Consider the following 19,218-nt stretch of genomic DNA (forward strand, 5'->3'; position numbering starts at 1 on the left):
GACAGCGGAGAAAAATCGAGAGAGCGGTACGTCACGCGAAACAAGAAAAAGGCCGGGATTGCTCCCGGCCTATTGTCGTCATGAGGCGTGCCTTACTGCAGCGAGGCCCGCTTCGGGGGCTGTGCCGGCCACGACTTGATCAGCGTGTCGTAGTCGACCGTCTCGCCCTTCGGCTTCTCGTTGGCGAGCTTGCGCTGCGGAGCAATCGTGCCGTCCTTCTGGGCCTTGGCGAACCAGTACTCGGCGGTCTCCTTCTTGTGCAGCTTCGGGCCGCAGGCGCCCTGCACGCCGGACTTCTCCAGGCGTTCCATCACGGAGTCCTGGGCCGCGGCGAGCGAGTCCATCGCGGCCTGCGGCGTCTTCGCGCCGGACGACGCATCGCCGATGTTCTGCCACCACAGCTGAGCCAGCTTCGGATAGTCGGGCACGTTGTTGCCGGTCGGGGTCCACTGCACGCGCGCGGGCGAGCGGTAGAACTCGATCAAGCCGCCGAGCTTCGGCGCACGCTCGGTGAACGACTTGTCCCAGATGTCGGATTCACGGATGAAGGTGAGACCGACATGGCTCTTCTTCAGCGACACCGACTTGGAGACGATGAACTGGAGATAGAGCCAGGCCGCCTTGCGGCGATCCGCCGGGGTCGACTTCAGAAGCGTGAGCGAGCCGGCGTCCTGGTAACCGAGTTTCATGCCTTCCTTCCAGTACGAGCCGTGCGGCGACGGAGCCATACGCCATTTCGGCGTACCGTCCGCGTTCATCACGGCGATGCCCGGCTTCACCATGTCGGCGGTGAAGGCGGTGTACCAGAACATCTGCTGTGCGATGTTGCCCTGCGCCGGCACCGGACCGGACTCGGAGAAGGTCATGCCCTGGGCCTGCGGCGGGGCATACTTCTTCATCCACTCGAGGTACTTGGTGATCGAGTAGACCGCGGCGGGACCGTTGGTGTCGCCACCACGCTCCACGCTCGAGCCGACCGGACGGCAGCCTTCCATGCGGATGCCCCATTCGTCGACCGGCAGACCGTTCGGGATGCCCTTGTCGCCGTTACCGGCCATCGACAGCCAGGCGTCGGTGAAACGCCAGCCGAGCGAGGGGTCCTTCTTGCCATAGTCCATATGGCCGTAGACCTTGACGCCGTTGATCTCCTTGATGTCGTTGGTGAAGAACTCGGCGATGTCCTCATAGGCCGACCAGTTCACGGGCACGCCGAGCTCGTAGCCATACTTGGCCTTGAACTTGGCCTTGTAGTCGGCGTTGGTGAACCAGTCGTAGCGGAACCAATAGAGGTTGGCGAACTGCTGGTCGGGCAGCTGGTAGAGCTTGCCGTCGGGCCCGGTGCCGAACGACTTGCCGATGAAGTCGTTGACGTCGAGCATGGGGTCGGTGACGTCCTTGCCCTCGCCGGTCATGTAGTCCGACAACGCGATGGTCTGGCCATAGCGGAAGTGCGTCCCGATCAGGTCGGAATCGTTGATCCAGCCGTCATAGACGTTCTTGCCGGACTGCATCTGGGTCTGCAGCTTCTCGACGACGTCACCTTCCTGGATGAGGTCGTGCTTGAGCTTGATGCCGGTGAGCTCGGAGAACGCCTTGGCCAGCGTCTGCGCCTCGTATTCATGGGTCGTGATGGTTTCGGAGACGACGTTGATCTCCATGCCCTTGAACGGTTCGGCAGCCTTGGCGAACCACTCCAGCTCCTTCTTCTGCTCGTCCTTCGACAGCGTCGAGGGCTGGAATTCCGCAATCCACTTCTGGATCGTGGCGTCGTCGGCGGCGCGGACCGGCGCCGTGACAGCGAGCGACACCGCGACGATGGCGGCGACGCTGGACATCGTCAGAAAACTGCTCTTGCTCAATGGACGTTCCCTTCTCCTAAACTGCCGCATGTTGTTCCTCCGTTGCAGCGACAAAATTTTATACAGGCCCGGGTTGGTCCCGGATCTGGCCGTCCCTTCGCGAGCTAGACCGTGCGAAAAATGAGCACGGCCGTCGCCAGCGAAATTCCTGATGCGAGCCACAGGCGCGAAATCTCGAAACTCTCCTCGCCGATCGGCAGCGTGGCGAGCGCGTCGGTGCCGATGAAGGCGATCCACACGAGGTGGATGACGGCCGCCGTGATCAGCGAGATGAACAGGCGGTCGCCCCGGGTGGTGGGAATCCTGAGCACACCAACGCGCTCGGCTTCGGGATAGACCGCGGCGAGATACGTCATGACCGCGAGGGTGCAGGCCAGCGCCGCGAAGAAGATCGCCGTCGGCGGCGTCCAGGCCATCCATGCAATAGATTCCACGAGCTCTACTCCTTTCGCATGATCTGGTCCGAAAACCGGTTTCCACTTTTCGGGATCATGCGCCTAGACCCTGCCGAGTGCGAAACCGCTCGCGATGTAGTTGCGGACGAACCAGATCACGAGTGCGCCCGGAATGATGGTGAGCACGCCGGCCGCCGCCAGCAGGCCCCAGTCCATGCCGGCCGCCGACACCGTCCGCGTCATGATCGCGGCGATGGGCTTGGCCTGCACCGAGGTCAGCGTGCGCGCGAGCAAGAGCTCGACCCAGGAGAACATGAAGCAGAAGAACGCGGCGACGCCGATGCCGCTCGCGATCAGCGGCACCAGGATCCTGATGAAGAAACGCGGAAACGAATAGCCGTCGAGGAAGGCGGTCTCGTCGATCTCGCGCGGCACACCAGACACGAAGCCTTCCAGGATCCACACCGCCAGCGGCACATTGAAGATGCAATGCGCGAGCGCGACCGCCCAGGGCGTATCGAACAGGCCGATCGCCGAATAGAGATTGAAGAACGGCAGCGCGTAGACCGCCGCCGGCGCCATGCGGTTCGACAGCAGCCAGAAGAACAGGTGCTTGTCGCCGAGGAAACGGTAGCGCGAGAACGCATAGGCCGCCGGCAACGCCACCGAGATCGAGATGATGGTGTTGAGCACGACATATTCGAGCGAATTGATGTAGCCGGAGTACCAGCTCTCGTCGGTGAAGATGCGCTTGTAGTGCTGCAGCGTCGGCGTGTGCGGCCACAAGGTCATCGTCGAGACGATCTCGGCGTTGGTCTTGAAGCTCATGTTGACGAGCCAGTAGATCGGCAACAGCAGGAAGATCAGGAACAGCGCCATGATGAGGCGGCGGCCGGGGATCGAGTGCATCAGGCCACTCCTTCCTTTGGCTTGAGTGCGGGCAGGGGCTTGGACCCGGCCAAAGGCCTAGGGACCGCCGCCGGCTCGCTCTCCGCCTGAACTTTGCGTTCGACGCCAGCATTGGTCATGACGGTGTAGAAGATCCAGCAGACGATCAGGATGATCAGATTGTAGACCAGCGAGAGCGCCGCGGCCTTGCCGAGGTCGAACTGGCCGAGCGCGATCTTGACCAGCTCGATCGACACGAAGGTGGTCGAGTTGCCGGGTCCGCCGCCGGTGACGACGAACGGCTCGGTGTAGATCATGAAGCTGTCCATGAAGCGCAGCAGCACCGCGATCAGCAGCACGCGGTTCATCTTCGGCAGCTGGATCGCCTTGAACACCGCCCAGCGCGAAGCGCCGTCGATTTGGGCTGCCTGGTAATAGGCCTCGGGAATCGATTTCAGGCCGGCATAGCAGAGCAGCGCAACGAGGCTGGTCCAGTGCCAGACATCCATCACGATGACGGTGACCCAGGCATCGATGTCGTTGGAAACGTAATTGTAGTCGATGCCCATGGCGTTGAGGACATAGCCAAGCAGGCCGATATCGGGCCGTCCAAAAATCTGCCAGATGGTGCCGACCACGTTCCATGGAATCAGCAGCGGCAGCGCGAGAATGACGAGGCAGGCCGCGACGGTCCAGCCCTGGCGCGGCATCGACAGCGCGACGACGATGCCGAGCGGCACCTCGATCGCGAGGATCACCATCGAGAAGAACAGGTTGCGGCCGAGCGAGGCGAGGAAGCGGCCGCCGAGATCGGTCGAGGGATCGAGCAGCTCCTTGAACCAGCCGACGCCGTTCCAGAAGAACTGGTTGTTGCCGAACGTGTCCTGCATCGAGTAGTTCACCACCGTCATCAGCGGCAGCACCGCCGAGAAGGCGACCACCAGAAACACCGGCAGCACCAGGAACCAGGCTTTTTGGTTGACGGTCTTGTCCATCAGGCGGCCCCCTCCACCAGAAGGCTGTCGGCATAGACGTGGACGTGCGACGGATCGAATTTCAGCCCGGCCGTGCCGTCCGAGCTGGTGAAGCCCGCAGGCGCGCGCGCCGCGAGTTTCGCGTCACCGAGCCGAGTGCGCGCAAACCGGATGCGGCCGAGATCGTCGATGCGCTCGATCCTGGCCGTGAGCAGGCCGGGTGCCGGCGCGACGGCATCGACGAATTCAGGACGAACGCCGATCTCGATCTTCGCGCCGGCCGGAAGCTTGTCGTAGCTGCGTTTGAGCGCGATGACGTGACCGTCGATCCTGGCCTCACGCCCCCTCACCTCGGCCGGAATGATGTTCATGCCGGGCGAGCCGATGAAGTAACCGACGAAGGTGTGTGCCGGCTTGTCGAACAGCTCGGCCGGCGTGCCGCTCTGCACCACCCGGCCGTCATGCATGACGACGACGGTGTCGGCGAAGGTCAGCGCCTCGGTCTGGTCGTGGGTGACGTAGATCATGGTGAGGTCGAGCTCGCGATGCAGCGCCTTCAGCTTGGAGCGGAGCTGCCATTTCAGCTCGGGATCGATCACCGTCAGCGGCTCGTCGAACAGCACGGCGGCGACGTCGGAGCGGACCAGGCCGCGGCCGAGCGAGATCTTCTGCTTGGCGTCCGGCGTGAGCCGCGTCGCCTTGCGGTTCAGATAGGGTTCGAGATCGAGCAAACGGCCGATCTCGGCGACGCGCTTGTCGATCTCGGCCTTCGGCACGCCACGGTTCTTCAGCGGAAACGCCAGGTTCTGCCCCACCGTCATGGTGTCGTAGATCACCGGAAACTGGAACACCTGGGCGATGTTGCGCTTCTGGGTTGACAGCGGTGTGATGTCGTCGCCGTCGAACAGGATTTTTCCACGGGACGGCGTGATGATGCCGGAGATGACGTTGAGCAGCGTGGTCTTGCCGCAGCCGGACGGCCCGAGCAGCGCATAGGCGCCGCCCTGCCGCCACGTCATGGTGACCGGCTTCAGCGCAAAGCTGTCCTGCGGCGCATCATTGCCGCCGTAGGAATGGGCGAGATCGACGAGGTCAATGCGGGCCATGACGCGCTCCCCCTCACGATCCAGGAGCGGCGACCAGACGGTCAGCCGCGTCGAAAACGAAAACATCATTGGGATCGAGCACGGCATCGATGGTCTGGCCGGGCTCGAACTCGTGCACGCCGTGCAGCACCGCCACCCAATTCGATCCGTCGCGGGTCAGATGCACGAAACTCTCCGAACCGGTGATCTCGGTCACCGTCACCGTGGCATGAAAGGCGTGGCGGTCGGTCTCGCCGTTGGCGAGGGCAAGCTGGTGCGCGCGAAAGCCGACGCGATAGGCGCCGTCGGCGAGGGATGAATAGAGACCGGACGCCGGCGCGGCGATGCCTCCCGCATATTGCACGGAGCCGTTCTTCTTCTCGATGCCGACGAGGTTGAGCGGCGGATCGGAAAACACCTGCGCGACCCGCAGCGTCTGCGGCCGGCGGTAGACGCTCGGCGTCTCGCCGATCTGGAGCGCCCGGCCCTCCCACATGCACACCGTGTTGCCGCCGAGCAGCAGCGCCTCGGTCGGCTCGGTGGTGGCATAGACGAAAATCGCGCCGGAGGCCTCGAAGATGCGCGGCAGCTCGGCCCGCAGCTCCTCGCGGAGCTTGTAATCGAGATTGGCGAGCGGCTCGTCGAGCAGCACGAGATCAGCGCCCTTGACCAGCGCGCGCGCCATCGCGGTGCGCTGCTGCTGGCCGCCGGAGAGCTGGAGCGGCGTGCGCTTCAGGAACGGCTCGAGCCGGAGCAGCCGCGCGGCTTCCGCGACACGCTTCTCGATCTCGTCGCGCGGCTTGCCCTGCACGCGCAGCGGCGAAGCGATGTTCTCGTAAACCGTGAGCGAGGGATAGTTGATGAACTGCTGATAGACCATGGCGACCGAGCGCTTGCGTACGTCGACGCCGGTGACGTCCTTGCCGCCAACCAGCACCTTGCCCGTGGTCGGCTTGTCGAGGCCGGCGAGCAGCCGCATGATCGAGGTCTTGCCCGACAGCGTCGGCCCGAGCAGCACGTTGAGCGTGCCGCTCTCGAGCGTCAGCGAGACGTCGCGGATGTGCTCGATACCCTCGACGGTCCGGGTCACGTGATCGAGTGTCACGGTCATGAGCGTCCTCCCGCTTCCAGCAGGGGACTTTGCGGCACAGCGTGGGTTGCGATCCAGTCGTTCAATGCAGAGATCTCGTCGGCAGATAGTCGCAGGCCGAGCTTGGAGCGGCGCCAGACAATATCCTCGGCCGTGACCGCCCATTCATGGGCCATGAGGTAGCGGACCTCACGCTCGGTCAGCGTCGCACCGAAGGCCTCGCCGAGGTCGGCCGCCGATTTCGCATCGCCGAGCAGCCTGGCGGCACGGGTGCCGTAGGCGCGGGCGAGGCGACGGGCATGCTCGTGGCTGAGGAAGGGATAGCCGCGCTGGAGCTCGGCGATCAGGCCGTCGACATCGGATACGCCCATGTCGCCGCCGGGCAGCGGCCATTTGCCGGTCCAGCCTTCGCGCGCTTTCGCACTGCGAAGATAAGGCGCGAGCCGTTCCAGCGCTTCCTCCGCGAGGCGGCGATAGGTCGTGATCTTGCCGCCATAGATCGACAGCAGCGGCACGCCGCCGGGCGTGTCGAGCTCGAACACGTAGTCGCGGGTCGCGGCCTTGGCTTCGCTGGCGCCGTCGTCATAGAGCGGACGCACGCCGGAATAGGTCCAGACCACGTCCTCGGCCGTCACGGGCTTGGCCAGATATTCGCTTGCCGCCTTGCAGAGATACTCGATCTCCTCGGGCGTCGCCTTCACCTTGGCGGGATCGCCGTCATAGTCGCGGTCGGTGGTGCCGATCAACGTGAAATCGTCCTGGTACGGGATGACGAAGATGATGCGGCCGTCCGCATTCTGGAACATGTAGGCGCGGTCGTGGTCGTACAGCTTCCGGACCACGATGTGCGAGCCCTGCACCAGGCGCACCTTGGCTTTGGCGTTGACGCCGGCGCCGCGGCCGAGCACGTCCTCGACCCAGGGGCCGCCGGCATTGATGAGCGCCTTGGCCTGGATCGACGAGCGCGCGCCGGTCAGGGTGTTGACCATGCTGACGGTCCAGATGCCGTCGGACTGCTTGATATCAGTCGCGCGGGTGCGGGTGCGGATCTCGGCGCCCTTGTCGGCGGCATCGCGCGCGTTGAGCACGACCAGGCGGGCGTCATCGACGAAGCAGTCGGAATATTCGAACGCGCGGCTGTAGCGATTCGGGATCAGCGGCTTGCCGACCTCGTCGCGCCGTAGGTCGACCGAGCGGGTCGCCGGCAGCAAGTGACGGCCGCCGATGTGATCATAGAGGAAGAGGCCGAGGCGGAGCAGCCAGGCGGGACGCAGGCCGGCATGGTGCGGCAGAACGAAACGCAGGGGGCGGATGATGTGGGGCGCGATGCCCCAGAGTATCTCGCGCTCGATCAGCGCCTCGCGGACCAGGCGGAACTCGTAATATTCGAGATAGCGCAGGCCGCCGTGCACGAGCTTGGTCGACCAGGACGACGTCCCGCTGGCCAGATCGTTCATTTCGCACAGGAAAACGCTGTTGCCGCGGCCCACCGCATCGCGCGCGATGCCGCAGCCGTTAACACCGCCTCCGATAATGGCGAGGTCGAAAATACGCTCCAACAGACGCATCCCCCGGCGGTCGCTCGTTCCTTCGAGCGGTTACTTTCGTTTTTGATTAGATCACACCGAAAAACGAAAGCAAGATGAAAGAGAGGCGAAGGGGAAGTGAAAGCGGAACTTTTTAGTGGGCAATTCCGGCGGGGAAATCTGCCGACAAACGCGTCATAAAGGGGAAGAAGCTTGAATGTAGCAACGTATCTACATATACTTATGCGTCGCCAATTCCAATCGAGGCGGAGGCGCAAGCATGGCCACCACTCTCACCAGCCGAGAGTTCAATCAGGATACCAGCGGCGCGAAAAAGGCCGCATCGGAGGGACCGGTCTTTATTACGGACCGTGGCCGCCCAGCCCACGTCCTGCTGACGATCGAGGATTATTTGCGTCTCACCGGCGGACGCATGAGCCTTGCCGAGGCGCTGGCGCAGGCCGGCGCGGACTTTGATTTCGATCCGCCTCGACTTGACGACGGAATCTTCAAGCCGGCCGACCTCGACTGATGTTCTGCTGGACACCAACGTCATTTCCGAACTGAGGCGACCGGCCAGGGCTCATCGCAATGTCGTCGCCTGGGCTAATGCCGTTCCCGCGGCGAGTTTCTTCATGTCCGCGATCTCGATTCTCGAAATTGAACTTGGCGCGCGCCTGACAGCACGCAGAGACGCGGCGCAAGGTGCCGCCCTGCGCACCTGGATCGACAATCAGATTCTGGTTCGCTTCGAGGATCGAATCCTGGCCGTTGATACGGCCGTGGCGCAGCGCTGTGCACGGCTTCACGTTCCCAACCCGCGAGCCGAACGCGACGCTCTCATCGCAGCGACCGCACTTGTTCACAGCTTGACGGTCGTTACACGCAACGTGGCCGATTTCGAACCAACGGGCGTCCCGCTGCTCAACCCGTGGGACGCCGCATAAGGCGTCGCCCCACCGCGAGCTCAGGGCAGCAGCCCTGCCGCCCGGTAAGCCTCGATCGCCTCGTCGTAGATCGCGATGTCGCCTCGCCCGCGCGCGACGAGCTGCGCGCCCTCGACGGCCGCGAAGATCGCGAGCGCCCGCTGTTCAATCGTTCCCGTTGCGCCCTTCTTTCCACGCGACAGCAATTTGACCAGCCACCGGATGTTGACGTCGGTGAACCTGCCGACCTCGGCTCTCACCTCGTCCGGCAAGTCATCGTGCTCGGCGGCCATGATCCCGCACAAGCACATCCTGTTGTCGTTCGACAGCGCGGAGCGGAAGACGTCCGTATACATCCTCATGCAGGCCCCCACATCCTGTGAGACCTCGAGAAAACCATCGAAGATCTCGATCGCCTCGTCGGCATAGCGACGCGCAAGCGCGGCGCCGAGATCGCCCTTGGTCGGGAAATGGTAGTGGACGCTGGCGCTCTTGACGCCGACCTGCTTCGCCAGGTCGCGAAAGCTCAGGCCGTTGTAACCGCGCGCCTGCACCATCGCGCGGGCCGCATCCATGATCACCTGCCTGGTATCGGCCGTCATTCCTCGCCTCCGTCTATCTATCGATAGATAGCTCTTGACTCCGCCGTTGCAAAAGGGCCCATATCGGCCTTCTACCTATCTATCGATAGATAAGGACGCTCTCATGAAGATCTACGACCAGCCCGGATTTCCCAATCCCTCGCGCATTCGCATCGTTCTTTCCGAAAAGGGGCTCGACAAACAGGTCGAGTTCGTCAGCGTCGACCTGATCGGCGCAGAGCACAAGCAGGCGCCGTTTCTCGCGATCAACCCCTCGGGGAAAATCCCGGTGCTCGAACTCGACGACGGCACCTTGATCTCGGAGTCGACGGCCATCACCGAATATCTGGACCATCTCGACGGCCATCCGGTCCTCACCGGCAGGACACCGCGCGAGAAGGCGGTGATCCACATGATGCAGAATCGCGCCGAAGCCGAGCTCATGGGCGCGGTCGACGGCTATTTTCACTATGCCACGCCGGGACTCGGGCCTGCGATGCAGCCCTATGTGGCTCCGGAATGGGCCGGCCGAAAGGAATGGGGTGAGCGACAGCGCGCCAGGTTCGTCCGCGGTATGACGTATTTCGACGGCGTCCTGAAGAACACACCGTTCGTTGCCGGTGACGCCTTCTCGATGGCCGATATCACGGTCTTTGCGAGCCTGGACTTCGCTGGCGCAGCGGGGATATCGATTCCCGACGCGTGCAAATCGCTCATCGCCTGGCGGGAAAGAATATCAAACCTGCCGAGCGTCAAGAACCGGACAGGTCGAGATTTCCTGCCGGAGGACCTGAAACGTTTTGGTCTATGAGCAGCGGTGATGTCCGCTCCGGATCGTTCGCAGCCATTCACGCGCATCGATTTGCATACTTCGCCGCGGACGACGGACATCACCCGTTCATGACCGCAAGACCTAGCGCAGCCGAACGACCGGCGCGGCCTCTTGCGCCGGTTCGGCCGCCTCATCGATATCGGCCCCCTTCGGCATCGCCTCGACCACCTCGATGCCCTTGCCGTGGCAGATGGTGGCGAGGCGCTCGGGCAGCTCCTGATCGGTCACGAAGGTCTGGATCTGGCTGATATGAGCGATGCGCACCGGCGCGCTGCGGCGGAGCTTGGTCGAGTCCGCGACCAGCATGACGCTGCGGGCATTGGCGATGATGGCCTGCGCCACCTGCACCTCGCGATAGTCGAAGTCGAGCAGCGCGCCCTCCTCGTCTATGGCGGACGCGCCGATGATGGCATAGTCGACCTTGAACTGGCCGATCAGCTGCGTTGCGGTCGAGCCGACCACGGCGCCGTCGGCGCGCCGCACCGTGCCGCCGGCCACCACCACCTCGATGCGCGGATGGCGGTAGAGCAGCATCGCGACGTTGAGATTGTTGGTGATGACGAGCAGATCCTCGTGCGAGGTCAGCGCGCTCGCCACCTCCTCCGTCGTGGTGCCGATGTTGATGAACAGCGAACAGCCGTTCGGGATCAGCGAGGCGGCCGCAGCCCCAATCGCCTTCTTCTCGTCGGCGGCGACGAAGCGGCGCGCCTCGTAGGCGAGGTTTTCCACGCCCGAGGCGATGATGGCGCCGCCATGGATGCGGGTCAGCGAGCGGCGTTCGCACAGATCGTTGAGATCCTTGCGGATGGTCTGCGCCGAGACCTCGAATTTGCGCGCGAGCTCCTCGACCATGACGCGGCCCGAGGCACGCGCGATATTGAGGATTTCGGCTTGGCGATGGGTCAGTCCGGTCACTGCGACGGCCTCAAATCGGGAAGCCGCATGGTGCGGCGGTTCGCGCCTCCGGTCAATGCGCGCCGATCACGGTTAACGGACGAAGGCCCTCACCAGGCTATTGTGGCGGCGAGGCGCGCGAGCAGCTCCGGATCGTCGAAGGCGCCGGCGGAGGCGACCGCGCCGGCGCCGACGAGGTCAGTGTGGCTGAGGCTGGTCCGGATTCCGATGGTCGGAATGCCGGCCGCGGTCGCCGATTGCACCCCGGTGCGGGAATCCTCGAATGCGACCGAAGCCGCCGCACTGGCGCCGACGAAACGCAGCCCTTCCTGATAGGGCAGCGGATGCGGCTTGCCGTGCGGCAGTTCGTCGCCGATCACGAGTGCCCTGAAACGGTGCGTGATGCCGAGGCCGGAGAGCAGCAGCTCAGCGTTGAGACGCGGCGCGTTGGTCACGGCGACCATGGGAATGCCGGCCGCATCCGCGCGGTCGAGCAGCGCCATCAGGCCCGCCAGCGGCTCGATCTGCCCGGCGACGAGCGCGCGGAAGACTTCCTCCTTCTCACCGAGGATCGCCGTGCGACGCTCCACGGTTTCGTCAGGCAGAAAGCGCTCGCCGATCGCTACATTGGCAAAACCTTGCAGCTCTCTCGAGAAGCGCGCGTGATCGAAGACATGGCCGCGAGGACCGAGCACCGCGTTGAAAGCTTTCAGATGCAGAGGGTCCGTGTTGGCGAGCGTGCCATCGATGTCGAACAGCAATGCCCTGCCGATAGTCTCGATCATTTCCGTACTTTCCCGAACGGGCGCTGCATCAATGCCGAAGACGTATCAATAAGGCCCGAAACGCGCAATGACGCATCGACATGACCACCACGCGACACTCGACAAAGCCGCGCGCGACTGCAACACTCTCTTCAAGATCAAAAAGGAGGAAACGATGACGATCAACCGACGCGATCTGGCTCTCTCGACTCTAGCCGTCTCAGCTTTTGCCGTCTCCGCTCTCGCGACACCGGTGCTGGCCGCCTCGGCGGACGAAGAAGCCGTGGCGAAGAAGGTCGAGGCCTTCCGCCTCGCCCAGATCGCGGCCGACCCCAAGGCGCTCGGCGCACTCTGCGCCGACGAGGTGAGCTACAGCCACTCCAGCGGCAAAGTCGAGGATAAGGCCGCCTTCATCGCCAACGCCACCGACGGCAAAGCGAAATTCCTGTCGATCGAATACAAGGACCCGACCATCAAGGTCGTCGGTCCCGCCGCGATCGTGCGCTTCCACTGGATGGCCGAGCAAGAGATGGCGGCCGATGGAAAGAAAGTATCGACCAACCTTCACATCCTGATGAACTGGCAGAAGCAGGGCGACGACTGGAAGCTGCTGTCGCGCGCGGCAACGAAATTGTGATGACGCTTCTTGCCCTCTCCCCCTGCGGGAGAGGGTAGCTCGCCGCGCAACGGCGAGACCGGTGAGGGGTCTCTCTCCGCGCGAGACTCTCTTGCTGTTGAATGCTCGGAAACAACCCCTCATCCGGCGCTTCGCGCCACCTTCTCCTACAAAGGGAGAAGGCACAACACCATTATGGGCTGCAAAATATTCCGACCTGGGCCACGCGCGCTTCGGAATGACGGATGCTACGCCGCTTCCTCCACGTCGCCGTTCGCCAGCTTGCGCGCGGCGCGCTCGGCTTCGCGGGCGTTGCGGAAGAGCTGGCCTTCGAGGCGGTAGAAGCGGTCGGACGAAGCGAAGAAACGGTAGCCTCCCTGAGAGCGAACGACGATGCCCGCGGTCTGCGAATTGACTTCGATAATGTAGCTGTCCGGCATGGCCCGTGGATTCCTCAACTGCGGGCAACTAACGGCACTTCTGCCCAAAGGTTCCTGGGCATTTGAGGCCGTTTCCACCCCGAATCGACACGCTATTGAATACGCCGGGACCTCATCCGTTTTATGACCCGTTCTTGGCAAAGCCGCGACGAAGGAACGATGGCAGCCGCGCGGCTACGTCGCGATCGGTGGATCGTTTCGCTGAATCGCCTGCGGCCGACCGTCGTCGTCGATCGAGACGTAGGTGAAATTACCGTCGGTGACGAGGAAAGGGTGGAGCTCCTTGCGCCGCAACGCCCAGGCCTCGAGGTGGACCGTGAGCGAAGTGCGACCGACGCGCACGAGGTTGGCGTAGACGGAAACGAGATCGCCGACATAGACGGCCTTGCGAAAGTTCATCGCCTCGATCGCGACCGTGACGGTGCGCGACCTTGCGGCCTTCGAGGCGAACACACCGCCGCCGACGTCCATCTGGCTGAGCAGCCAGCCGCCGAAAATGTCGCCGTTGGCGTTGGTGTCGGCGGGCATCGCCAGCGTGCGAATGCAGAGATCGCCGCTTGGCTCGGTGTCGGACTTCTCGGCCATGTGCCTCTCACTTGAAATTGTCCCAGCCCGGGTCAGGCGCGAAACGTCCGCCGAATCGATCGGCAAGCCCGCGCAAGGTGGACACGACGTTATCCACGCCGCGCGCGCGTGCATAGTTCAATGGACCGCCGCGGAACGGCGCATAACCCGTGCCGAAGATCATGGCGCCATCGACGGCATCGGGATCGTCCACGATGCCCTCGCGGAGCGCTGCGACGCAGACGTTGGACATCGGCAGCACCAGGCGGTCGATCATCTGGTCGGTGACGCGCGGGCCGGTCTCGGCGAGCCGTGCCTTTCCCGCCTTGCCGTCTTTCCAGACGTAAAAGCCCTTGCCGGTCTTGCGGCCGAGTTCGCCCTTCGCGACCTTCTCGCGCAGCCAGGCCGGCGTCGGCGGCAGCAGATCGCCGAACTTGGTGCGCAGCATGTCGCCGACATCGAGACAGATGTCGAGGCCAACCTGGTCGGCGAGCTCGATCGGTCCCATCGGCATGCCGAATTGTTCAGCCGCAGCATCGATCAGGCGCTGGTCGGTCTTCTCGTCCAGCATCACCATCGCCTCCAGCATGTAAGGCGTCAGCGCGCGGTTGACGAGGAAGCCGGGCGAGCTCTTGACGGCGAGCGGCAACCGGTCGATCGCGCCGACGAAGGCGAGCGCCGCTTTCAGCACCTCTGGCTCGCTGCCGTCATGATCGACGACCTCGACCAGCTGCAGCCGTGACACCGGGTTGAAGAAATGCAGGCCGACGAGGCGCTCGGGCCGCGCCAGCGTGGTGCGCAGATCCTGGAGCGGGATGCTCGAGGTGTTGGTCGCAAGGATGGCGCCCGGCTTCATCCGCGGCTCGAGGCCGGCATAGACTTTCTGCTTCAGCTCCAGCTTCTCCGGCACCGCCTCGATGATGAGATCGGCGTTGCGGACGCCCTCGCCGTCCATGTCGGGGACGAGGCGGTCGAGCGCGTCGCGCACCTCGGTCGGCTTGCGGAGGATCTTGCCATAGAGCTCGGCCGCGCGCTTCACCGCGCCGGCGATCGGCTCCGCCTTCATGTCGGCCAGGGACACGCGCATGCCCTGCCCCGCGCACCAGGCCGCGATGTCGCCGCCCATCGCGCCGGCGCCGATGACGTGGACGTGCTTGATGGTGTTGCCGCTGCCCGCGGCCTTCTTCATCTGCTCGCGCAGGAAGAAGACGCGGATCAGGTTCTGTGCGGTCGGTGTCACCATCAGCTTGGCGAACGAGGCCTGCTCCGCCCTCAGCATCGCGGCCTTGCTGCCGCCATGGGTCTCCCAGAGATCGATCAGCGCGAAAGGCGCGGGATAGTGCTCGCGGGATGCGGCCTTCGCCGCCTCCGAGCGCATGCGCTTGGCAAGCAGCCCGCGCACCGGCCCGAAATTGGCTGCGCGCGTCAGGAGATTTGGCCGCACCCGCTTGAGGCGCCCGAACAGGGCGTCCTTGACGGCGCTCCGGACATGGCGCTCCTGCGTCACTGTGTCGACGAGGCCGAGCGATCTGGCGCGGCGGGCATCGATGGTGCGGCCGGTCAGCATCAGCGCCATCGACTGGGTCGGATTGACCAGCGCTGTGAAGCGCGCGGTGCCGCCGAGGCCGGGATGCAGGCCCAGCATCACCTCCGGGAAGCCGAAGCGCGCGCCGTCGATGGCGATGCGCGACTGGCAGGCGAGCGCGACCTCGAGCCCTCCCCCGAGGCAGAAGCCGTGGATGACCGCGACCGTCGGCAGCTTGAGCGCCTCCAGATGATCCACCACCGCATGCGCGGCGTGGATGCGCGTCTCCACCACTTCAGGATCGGATGCGCCGCGGAATTCGTTGACGTCGGCGCCTGCGATGAAGCCGGACGATTTTGCCGAGCGGAGCACGAGGCCTGCCGGACGCTCGGTCTCGATCGCCGCGAGCACGGCGTCGAACTCCTCCATCACGTCGGAGGACAGCGTGTTGGCGCTGGCGTCGGCGCGGTCGAACAGCAGCCAGGCGACGCCATCGGCATCGCGTGTCAGCTTGAAATTCTTGTACGGACCGTCCGCCGCCGGCTGCGGCCCGAGTTCCAGCACGCGGTCACCGAGCGCGGTCATGATCTTGGAATCCATGGTCACACCGCCTCGATCAGCATGGCGCCGCCGAGCCCGCCGCCGATGCATTCGGTGGCAACACCACGCCGCGTGCCGAGCCGCTTCATCGCGTTGACGAGATGCAGCACGATGCGGTTGCCGGAGGTGCCGACGGGATGGCCGAGCGAGATCGCACCGCCGTCGACGTTGAGCTTTTCACGGTCGATTTCGCCGGCGGCGCCGTCGAGCCCAAGTATCTCGCGGCAGAATTTGTCGTCATTCCAGGCGGCGAGACTGCCGAGCACCTGCGTCGCGAAGGCCTCGTTCAGCTCCCAGGTCTCGACGTCCTTGATGGTGAGATCGTTGCGCCGGAGCAGCGGCGTCGTCGACATCACGGGACCAAGGCCCATGATAGCAGGATCGAGCGCGGCCCAGTTACTGTCGATGATGGCCGCCTTCGGCGTCAGTCTGTGTTTTGCCACCGCCTCGTCCGAGGCGAGGATCACCCAGGATGCACCGTCGGTGATCTGCGAGGAATTGCCCGCGGTGACCTGGCCCCACGGGCGCTCGAACACCGGCCTCAGCTTTGCCAGCGTCTCGGCGGTCGAGTCCGGCCGCACGCCGTCGTCATGGTCGAAGAATTTACCGTCGCGGGAGAACGCGGTCTCGACCTCGCCTTTCAGAAAACCAGCGCCTTGCGCCTGCGCGAGCCGGCGATGGCTCTCGGCGGCATAGGCATCGGACTGCGCACGGGTGATGCCGAAGAGATGGCCGACGACCTCGGCGGACTGCCCCATGTTCAATTCGGTGATGGGATCGGTCAGGCCGCGCTCCAGGCCGATGATCGGCTTGAGGTGGCGCGGCCGCAGCTTGAAGGCGGCGGCGAGCTTCGCGGCCACGCCCTTGGCGGTGGCAAGCCCTGCGAACCAGCGCACGCCGGAATTCGGCCAGACCAGCGGTGCGTGGCTCAAAGCCTCGGTGCCGCCGGCCAGAATCATGTCGGCATGGCCGGCGCGGATGTAGCGGTAGGCGGTGTCGATCGACTGCATGCCGGAGCCGCAATTGATCTGCATGGTGAAGGCGACCATGTCCTCGCCCATGCCGAGCCGGAGCGCCGCGACGCGAGCCGGGTTCATCTCGTCGGCGATGACGTTGACGCAGCCGAGGATGACCTGATCGAAATCGTCAGGTGAAAACGGCTGGCGCGCCAGCAGCGGCCGTCCGCACTGCACGGCGAGATCGACCGGCGTGAACGGCCCAGGCCCGGAGCGCGCCTTCAGAAACGGCGTACGGGCGCCGTCGACGATGAAAACCGGTCGTGCCATCAGCTCGCCGCCCTCTGTTCACCGAGTTCCTGGAAGAACTGATGCACGTCGCCGGTTTTCTTGTAAATCGGCGACAGCGCCTCCGGCGCGAAATCGTCGACCTCGATCACTTTTGCGACGGCTTCGCGGGCCGCGGCAAGCTGCTCGCCCTCGGCCTGCGTGATCACGCCCTTGGCAGCGGCCTCCTTCCAGTCGCGCATATGCGCGGCACGCATGCGCTTGGCGATTTCGTCCGTGCTCGCCACCAGCTTGAACGCATGCTCCAGCCGGGCAAAGCCGCCGTCATCGTCGACATGGGCCAGATCCGGCGTCAGGCGCTCGCGCGCGGCCGAGGGCTCCAGCACGAGGCTTGCACATTGGTGCACGACGCGGTCGGAGGGGCCGAGCACGCGCGCACCGAACGGCTGGACCACGAGCTTGAGGATGACAGCAACGAAGCGGTTGGGCAGATTGGCGAGGATTTGGGCAAGGCGGTTTTCGATGGTCCGAAAGCCCGTCGCCATGCACCATTCCAGCGCGGCAAAGTCCTCCTTCTGCCGGCCCTCGTCCTGCCAGCGTTTCAGCGCGGCCGAGAGCAGATACAACTCGGAGAGGATGTCGCCGAAGCGCGCCGACAGCATCTCCTTGCGCTTCAGTGCGCCGCCGAGCGTGAGCAGCGCCATGTCGGCGCAGAGCGCGAAGGCCGCCGAATAGCGCGCAAGCTGGCGGTAGAATGGGGTGGCGTCGCCCGCATCGGGCGCCAGCGCGAAGGCGCCAAAGGTCCAGCTCCGGCCGAAGGCTCGCAACAGCGTCTGAAAACTGTGGCCGACGTGCTTCCAGAACGCTTTGTCGAAGGCGGTGAGCCCGCGCTCGCGGTCGGTATCGGCGAGCGCATTCATCTCGTCGAGCAGAAAAGGATGGGCGCGGATGGCGCCCTGCCCGAACACGATGAGATTGCGGGTCAGGATATTGGCGCCCTCGACTGTGATGCCGACGGGGACGGCGCGATGAAGGTTGCCGAGGTAGTTTTGCGGCCCGTCGATCACGGCCTTTCCGCCGTGGATGTCCATGGCGTCGTCGACCGCGGTTCGCATCCGCTCGGTCGCGTGCAGCTTCATGATGCCGGAGATGACGGCGGGATGAACACCGGCGTTCAACGCGGCGCAGGTCAGCCGCCGCGCCGCGTCGAGCTGGTAGGCGGTGGCGACGATGCGCGCGAGCGGCTCCTCGACGCCTTCGAACTTCGAGATGGAGATGCCGAACTGCTCGCGGATGCGGGCATACGCGCCCGTGGTGCGCGCGGCATAGGCGGCGCCCGCCGCCGACAGCGACGGCAGCGAGATGCCGCGGCCAGCGGCGAGCGCCGTCATCAGCATCTTCCAGCCCTGCCCGAGCCGTGCCTCGCCGCCGATGACGTAGTCGAGCGGGATGAAGACGTCGCGGCCCCGGTTCGGACCGTTCTGGAAGACCTGCATCGACGGCAGATGGCGGTGCCCGATCTCGACGCCGGGCAGATGGGTCGGGATCAGCGCCACGGTGATGCCCAGGTCTTCCCGGCTGCCGACGAGATGGTCGGGATCACAGGCCTTGAAGGCGAGGCCGAGCAGCGTCGCGACGGGGCCGAGCGTGATATAGCGCTTGTGCCAGTTGAGCCTGAGGCCGACGACTTCGCGGCCCTCGAACTCACCCTTGCAGATGATGCCGGTGTCGACCATCGAGGCGGCGTCGGAGCCGGCCTCCGGGCTGGTGAGGCCAAAGCAGGGAATGTCGCGGCCGTCGGCAAGACGCGGCAGCCAGCGCTGCTGCTGCTCTTTCGTGCCGAAGCGCATCAAGAGCTCGCCGGGGCCGAGCGAGTTCGGCACCATCACCGTGACCGCCGCCGCGATCGAGCGGGTCGAGATCTTGCGCACCACTTCCGAATGCGCGTAGGGCGAGAAGCCGAGGCCGCCGAACTCCTTCGGGATGATCATGCCGAAGAATTTTTCGCCCTTGACGAAGTGCCAGACATCGGGCGGCAGGTCGCGCCATTCCCAAAAGATCTTCCACTCGTCGAGCATGGCGCAGAGCTCGTCGACGGGGCCGTTGAGAAAGGCCTGCTCCTCGGCGGTCAGCCTCGCCTGCGGGAGCTTCAGCAGCTTCGTCCAGTCTGGATTGCCGGTGAAGAGATCGGCATCCCACCAGACGTCCCCGGCCTCCAGCGCCTCGCGCTCGGTATCGGACATCGCCGGCAATACGCCGCGCGCCCAGGAGAAGATCGGCTTTGTGATTTTGTCGCGGCGGAAGCTCATGGCGGACCTCATGCATCGGCGCGGATGTCGGGCATTTTAGCGGAAAGTGGCAGGCGGAGGCGAACACTTCGCCCGCCGAAAGACGCGAATTGACGCGGCCGGGCGA

19 protein-coding genes are annotated in these 19,218 nt (G+C 64.7%); 4 read left to right on the forward strand and 15 right to left on the reverse strand.

The window, feature by feature from the left end; translation table 11 throughout:
- Positions 1–92 precede the first annotated feature (92 nt).
- The 7 genes from QSV46_RS15755 to glpD all read right to left on the reverse strand — a co-directional run bounded on the left by QSV46_RS15755 (position 93) and on the right by glpD (position 7,859).
- The gene (locus QSV46_RS15755) at positions 93–1,835 is read right to left on the reverse strand and encodes an ABC transporter substrate-binding protein (protein ID WP_314952852.1); all 1,743 of its coding nucleotides are present in this window, start codon (positions 1,833–1,835) and stop codon (positions 93–95) included.
- A 128-nt stretch (positions 1,836–1,963) separates the two neighbouring features.
- Complete coding sequence (locus tag QSV46_RS15760; RefSeq protein ID WP_314952723.1) at positions 1,964–2,293, reverse strand: DUF2160 domain-containing protein; 330 nt, start codon at positions 2,291–2,293, stop codon at positions 1,964–1,966.
- A 63-nt stretch (positions 2,294–2,356) separates the two neighbouring features.
- Entirely contained in the window at positions 2,357–3,163 is an 807-nt protein-coding gene (locus QSV46_RS15765) for a carbohydrate ABC transporter permease (RefSeq protein ID WP_314952725.1), read from the reverse strand.
- Entirely contained in the window at positions 3,163–4,137 is a 975-nt protein-coding gene (locus QSV46_RS15770; RefSeq protein ID WP_314952727.1) for a sugar ABC transporter permease, read from the reverse strand. Before QSV46_RS15770 ends, QSV46_RS15765 begins: the two co-directional genes overlap by 1 nt.
- A complete protein-coding gene (locus QSV46_RS15775; protein ID WP_314952729.1) occupies positions 4,137–5,222 on the reverse strand; it encodes an ABC transporter ATP-binding protein in 1,086 nt (361 codons plus the stop codon). The genes QSV46_RS15770 and QSV46_RS15775 overlap by 1 nt, the downstream gene beginning before the upstream one ends.
- A gap of 13 nt (positions 5,223–5,235) precedes the next feature.
- Entirely contained in the window at positions 5,236–6,312 is a 1,077-nt protein-coding gene (locus QSV46_RS15780; RefSeq protein ID WP_314952731.1) for an ABC transporter ATP-binding protein, read from the reverse strand.
- A complete protein-coding gene (glpD, locus tag QSV46_RS15785; protein ID WP_314952733.1) occupies positions 6,309–7,859 on the reverse strand; it encodes a glycerol-3-phosphate dehydrogenase in 1,551 nt (516 codons plus the stop codon). Before glpD ends, QSV46_RS15780 begins: the two co-directional genes overlap by 4 nt.
- 238 nt (positions 7,860–8,097) lie before the next feature.
- Between glpD and QSV46_RS15790 the strand changes: the two genes are divergently transcribed.
- Together QSV46_RS15790 and QSV46_RS15795 are read left to right on the forward strand one after the other, a co-directional pair.
- Entirely contained in the window at positions 8,098–8,349 is a 252-nt protein-coding gene (locus tag QSV46_RS15790) for a type II toxin-antitoxin system Phd/YefM family antitoxin (protein WP_314952735.1), read from the forward strand.
- Complete coding sequence (locus QSV46_RS15795; protein ID WP_314952737.1) at positions 8,312–8,764, forward strand: type II toxin-antitoxin system VapC family toxin; 453 nt, start codon at positions 8,312–8,314, stop codon at positions 8,762–8,764. Before QSV46_RS15790 ends, QSV46_RS15795 begins: the two co-directional genes overlap by 38 nt.
- A 20-nt stretch (positions 8,765–8,784) precedes the next feature.
- Here QSV46_RS15795 and QSV46_RS15800 read toward each other — a convergent pair whose 3' ends face one another.
- Positions 8,785–9,345: a TetR/AcrR family transcriptional regulator gene (locus QSV46_RS15800; protein WP_314952739.1), complete on the reverse strand. Its 561-nt coding sequence runs from the start codon at positions 9,343–9,345 to the stop codon at positions 8,785–8,787.
- A gap of 103 nt (positions 9,346–9,448) precedes the next feature.
- Between QSV46_RS15800 and QSV46_RS15805 the strand changes: the two genes are divergently transcribed.
- On the forward strand, positions 9,449–10,135 hold the full coding sequence (locus QSV46_RS15805; RefSeq protein WP_314952741.1) for a glutathione S-transferase family protein: 687 nt from the start codon (positions 9,449–9,451) through the stop codon (positions 10,133–10,135).
- A 102-nt stretch (positions 10,136–10,237) separates the two neighbouring features.
- Here the strand turns inward: QSV46_RS15805 and QSV46_RS15810 are convergent, their stop codons facing one another.
- Both QSV46_RS15810 and QSV46_RS15815 read right to left on the reverse strand, forming a co-directional pair.
- Positions 10,238–11,071 carry a DeoR/GlpR family DNA-binding transcription regulator gene (locus tag QSV46_RS15810; protein ID WP_314952743.1) on the reverse strand — a complete coding sequence of 278 codons (834 nt, stop codon included), beginning with the start codon at positions 11,069–11,071 and terminating at the stop codon, positions 10,238–10,240.
- A gap of 89 nt (positions 11,072–11,160) precedes the next feature.
- The gene (locus QSV46_RS15815; protein WP_314952745.1) at positions 11,161–11,835 is read right to left on the reverse strand and encodes an HAD-IA family hydrolase; all 675 of its coding nucleotides are present in this window, start codon (positions 11,833–11,835) and stop codon (positions 11,161–11,163) included.
- Positions 11,836–11,989: 154 nt separating this feature from the next.
- On the opposite strand from QSV46_RS15815, the gene QSV46_RS15820 reads away from it, so the two are divergent.
- Positions 11,990–12,451, forward strand: a complete 462-nt coding sequence (locus QSV46_RS15820; RefSeq protein WP_314952747.1) for a nuclear transport factor 2 family protein — start codon at positions 11,990–11,992, stop codon at positions 12,449–12,451.
- 227 nt (positions 12,452–12,678) lie between these two features.
- On the opposite strand, the gene QSV46_RS15825 is transcribed toward QSV46_RS15820, so the two are convergent.
- From QSV46_RS15825 to QSV46_RS15845, 5 genes are all read right to left on the reverse strand, one after another.
- The gene (locus tag QSV46_RS15825) at positions 12,679–12,870 is read right to left on the reverse strand and encodes a hypothetical protein (RefSeq protein WP_314952748.1); all 192 of its coding nucleotides are present in this window, start codon (positions 12,868–12,870) and stop codon (positions 12,679–12,681) included.
- A 174-nt stretch (positions 12,871–13,044) separates the two neighbouring features.
- Positions 13,045–13,455, reverse strand: coding sequence for an acyl-CoA thioesterase (locus QSV46_RS15830; protein WP_314952750.1), 411 nt, complete (start codon positions 13,453–13,455; stop codon positions 13,045–13,047).
- A 7-nt stretch (positions 13,456–13,462) separates the two neighbouring features.
- Complete coding sequence (locus QSV46_RS15835) at positions 13,463–15,559, reverse strand: 3-hydroxyacyl-CoA dehydrogenase NAD-binding domain-containing protein (RefSeq protein ID WP_314952751.1); 2,097 nt, start codon at positions 15,557–15,559, stop codon at positions 13,463–13,465.
- Between the two features lie 2 nt (positions 15,560–15,561).
- Entirely contained in the window at positions 15,562–16,845 is a 1,284-nt protein-coding gene (locus QSV46_RS15840) for an acetyl-CoA C-acetyltransferase (RefSeq protein ID WP_314952753.1), read from the reverse strand.
- Positions 16,845–19,112, reverse strand: a complete 2,268-nt coding sequence (locus QSV46_RS15845; protein ID WP_314952755.1) for an acyl-CoA dehydrogenase — start codon at positions 19,110–19,112, stop codon at positions 16,845–16,847. Before QSV46_RS15845 ends, QSV46_RS15840 begins: the two co-directional genes overlap by 1 nt.
- Between the last annotated feature and the right edge of the window lie 106 nt (positions 19,113–19,218).

This window comes from Bradyrhizobium cosmicum, from assembly GCF_032290525.1.
GTDB lineage: Bacteria > Pseudomonadota > Alphaproteobacteria > Rhizobiales > Xanthobacteraceae > Bradyrhizobium > Bradyrhizobium cosmicum_A.

Excerpts from the sequence above, each read along its gene's own strand:
- QSV46_RS15765 (WP_314952725.1), bottom strand. The coding sequence starts at position 3,163 with ATGCACTCGATCCCCGGCCGCCGCCTCATCATGGCGCTGTTCCTGATC.
- QSV46_RS15815 (WP_314952745.1), bottom strand. The coding sequence starts at position 11,835 with ATGATCGAGACTATCGGCAGGGCATTGCTGTTCGACATCGATGGCACG.
- QSV46_RS15835 (WP_314952751.1), bottom strand. The coding sequence starts at position 15,559 with ATGGATTCCAAGATCATGACCGCGCTCGGTGACCGCGTGCTGGAACTC.
- QSV46_RS15775 (WP_314952729.1), bottom strand. The coding sequence starts at position 5,222 with ATGGCCCGCATTGACCTCGTCGATCTCGCCCATTCCTACGGCGGCAAT.
- QSV46_RS15755 (WP_314952852.1), bottom strand. The coding sequence starts at position 1,835 with ATGTCCAGCGTCGCCGCCATCGTCGCGGTGTCGCTCGCTGTCACGGCG.
- QSV46_RS15780 (WP_314952731.1), bottom strand. The coding sequence starts at position 6,312 with ATGACCGTGACACTCGATCACGTGACCCGGACCGTCGAGGGTATCGAG.
- QSV46_RS15825 (WP_314952748.1), bottom strand. The coding sequence starts at position 12,870 with ATGCCGGACAGCTACATTATCGAAGTCAATTCGCAGACCGCGGGCATC.
- QSV46_RS15840 (WP_314952753.1), bottom strand. The coding sequence starts at position 16,845 with ATGGCACGACCGGTTTTCATCGTCGACGGCGCCCGTACGCCGTTTCTG.
- QSV46_RS15770 (WP_314952727.1), bottom strand. The coding sequence starts at position 4,137 with ATGGACAAGACCGTCAACCAAAAAGCCTGGTTCCTGGTGCTGCCGGTG.
- QSV46_RS15800 (WP_314952739.1), bottom strand. The coding sequence starts at position 9,345 with ATGACGGCCGATACCAGGCAGGTGATCATGGATGCGGCCCGCGCGATG.
- QSV46_RS15820 (WP_314952747.1), top strand. The coding sequence starts at position 11,990 with ATGACGATCAACCGACGCGATCTGGCTCTCTCGACTCTAGCCGTCTCA.
- glpD (WP_314952733.1), bottom strand. The coding sequence starts at position 7,859 with ATGCGTCTGTTGGAGCGTATTTTCGACCTCGCCATTATCGGAGGCGGT.
- QSV46_RS15830 (WP_314952750.1), bottom strand. The coding sequence starts at position 13,455 with ATGGCCGAGAAGTCCGACACCGAGCCAAGCGGCGATCTCTGCATTCGC.
- QSV46_RS15805 (WP_314952741.1), top strand. The coding sequence starts at position 9,449 with ATGAAGATCTACGACCAGCCCGGATTTCCCAATCCCTCGCGCATTCGC.
- QSV46_RS15790 (WP_314952735.1), top strand. The coding sequence starts at position 8,098 with ATGGCCACCACTCTCACCAGCCGAGAGTTCAATCAGGATACCAGCGGC.
- QSV46_RS15845 (WP_314952755.1), bottom strand. The coding sequence starts at position 19,112 with ATGAGCTTCCGCCGCGACAAAATCACAAAGCCGATCTTCTCCTGGGCG.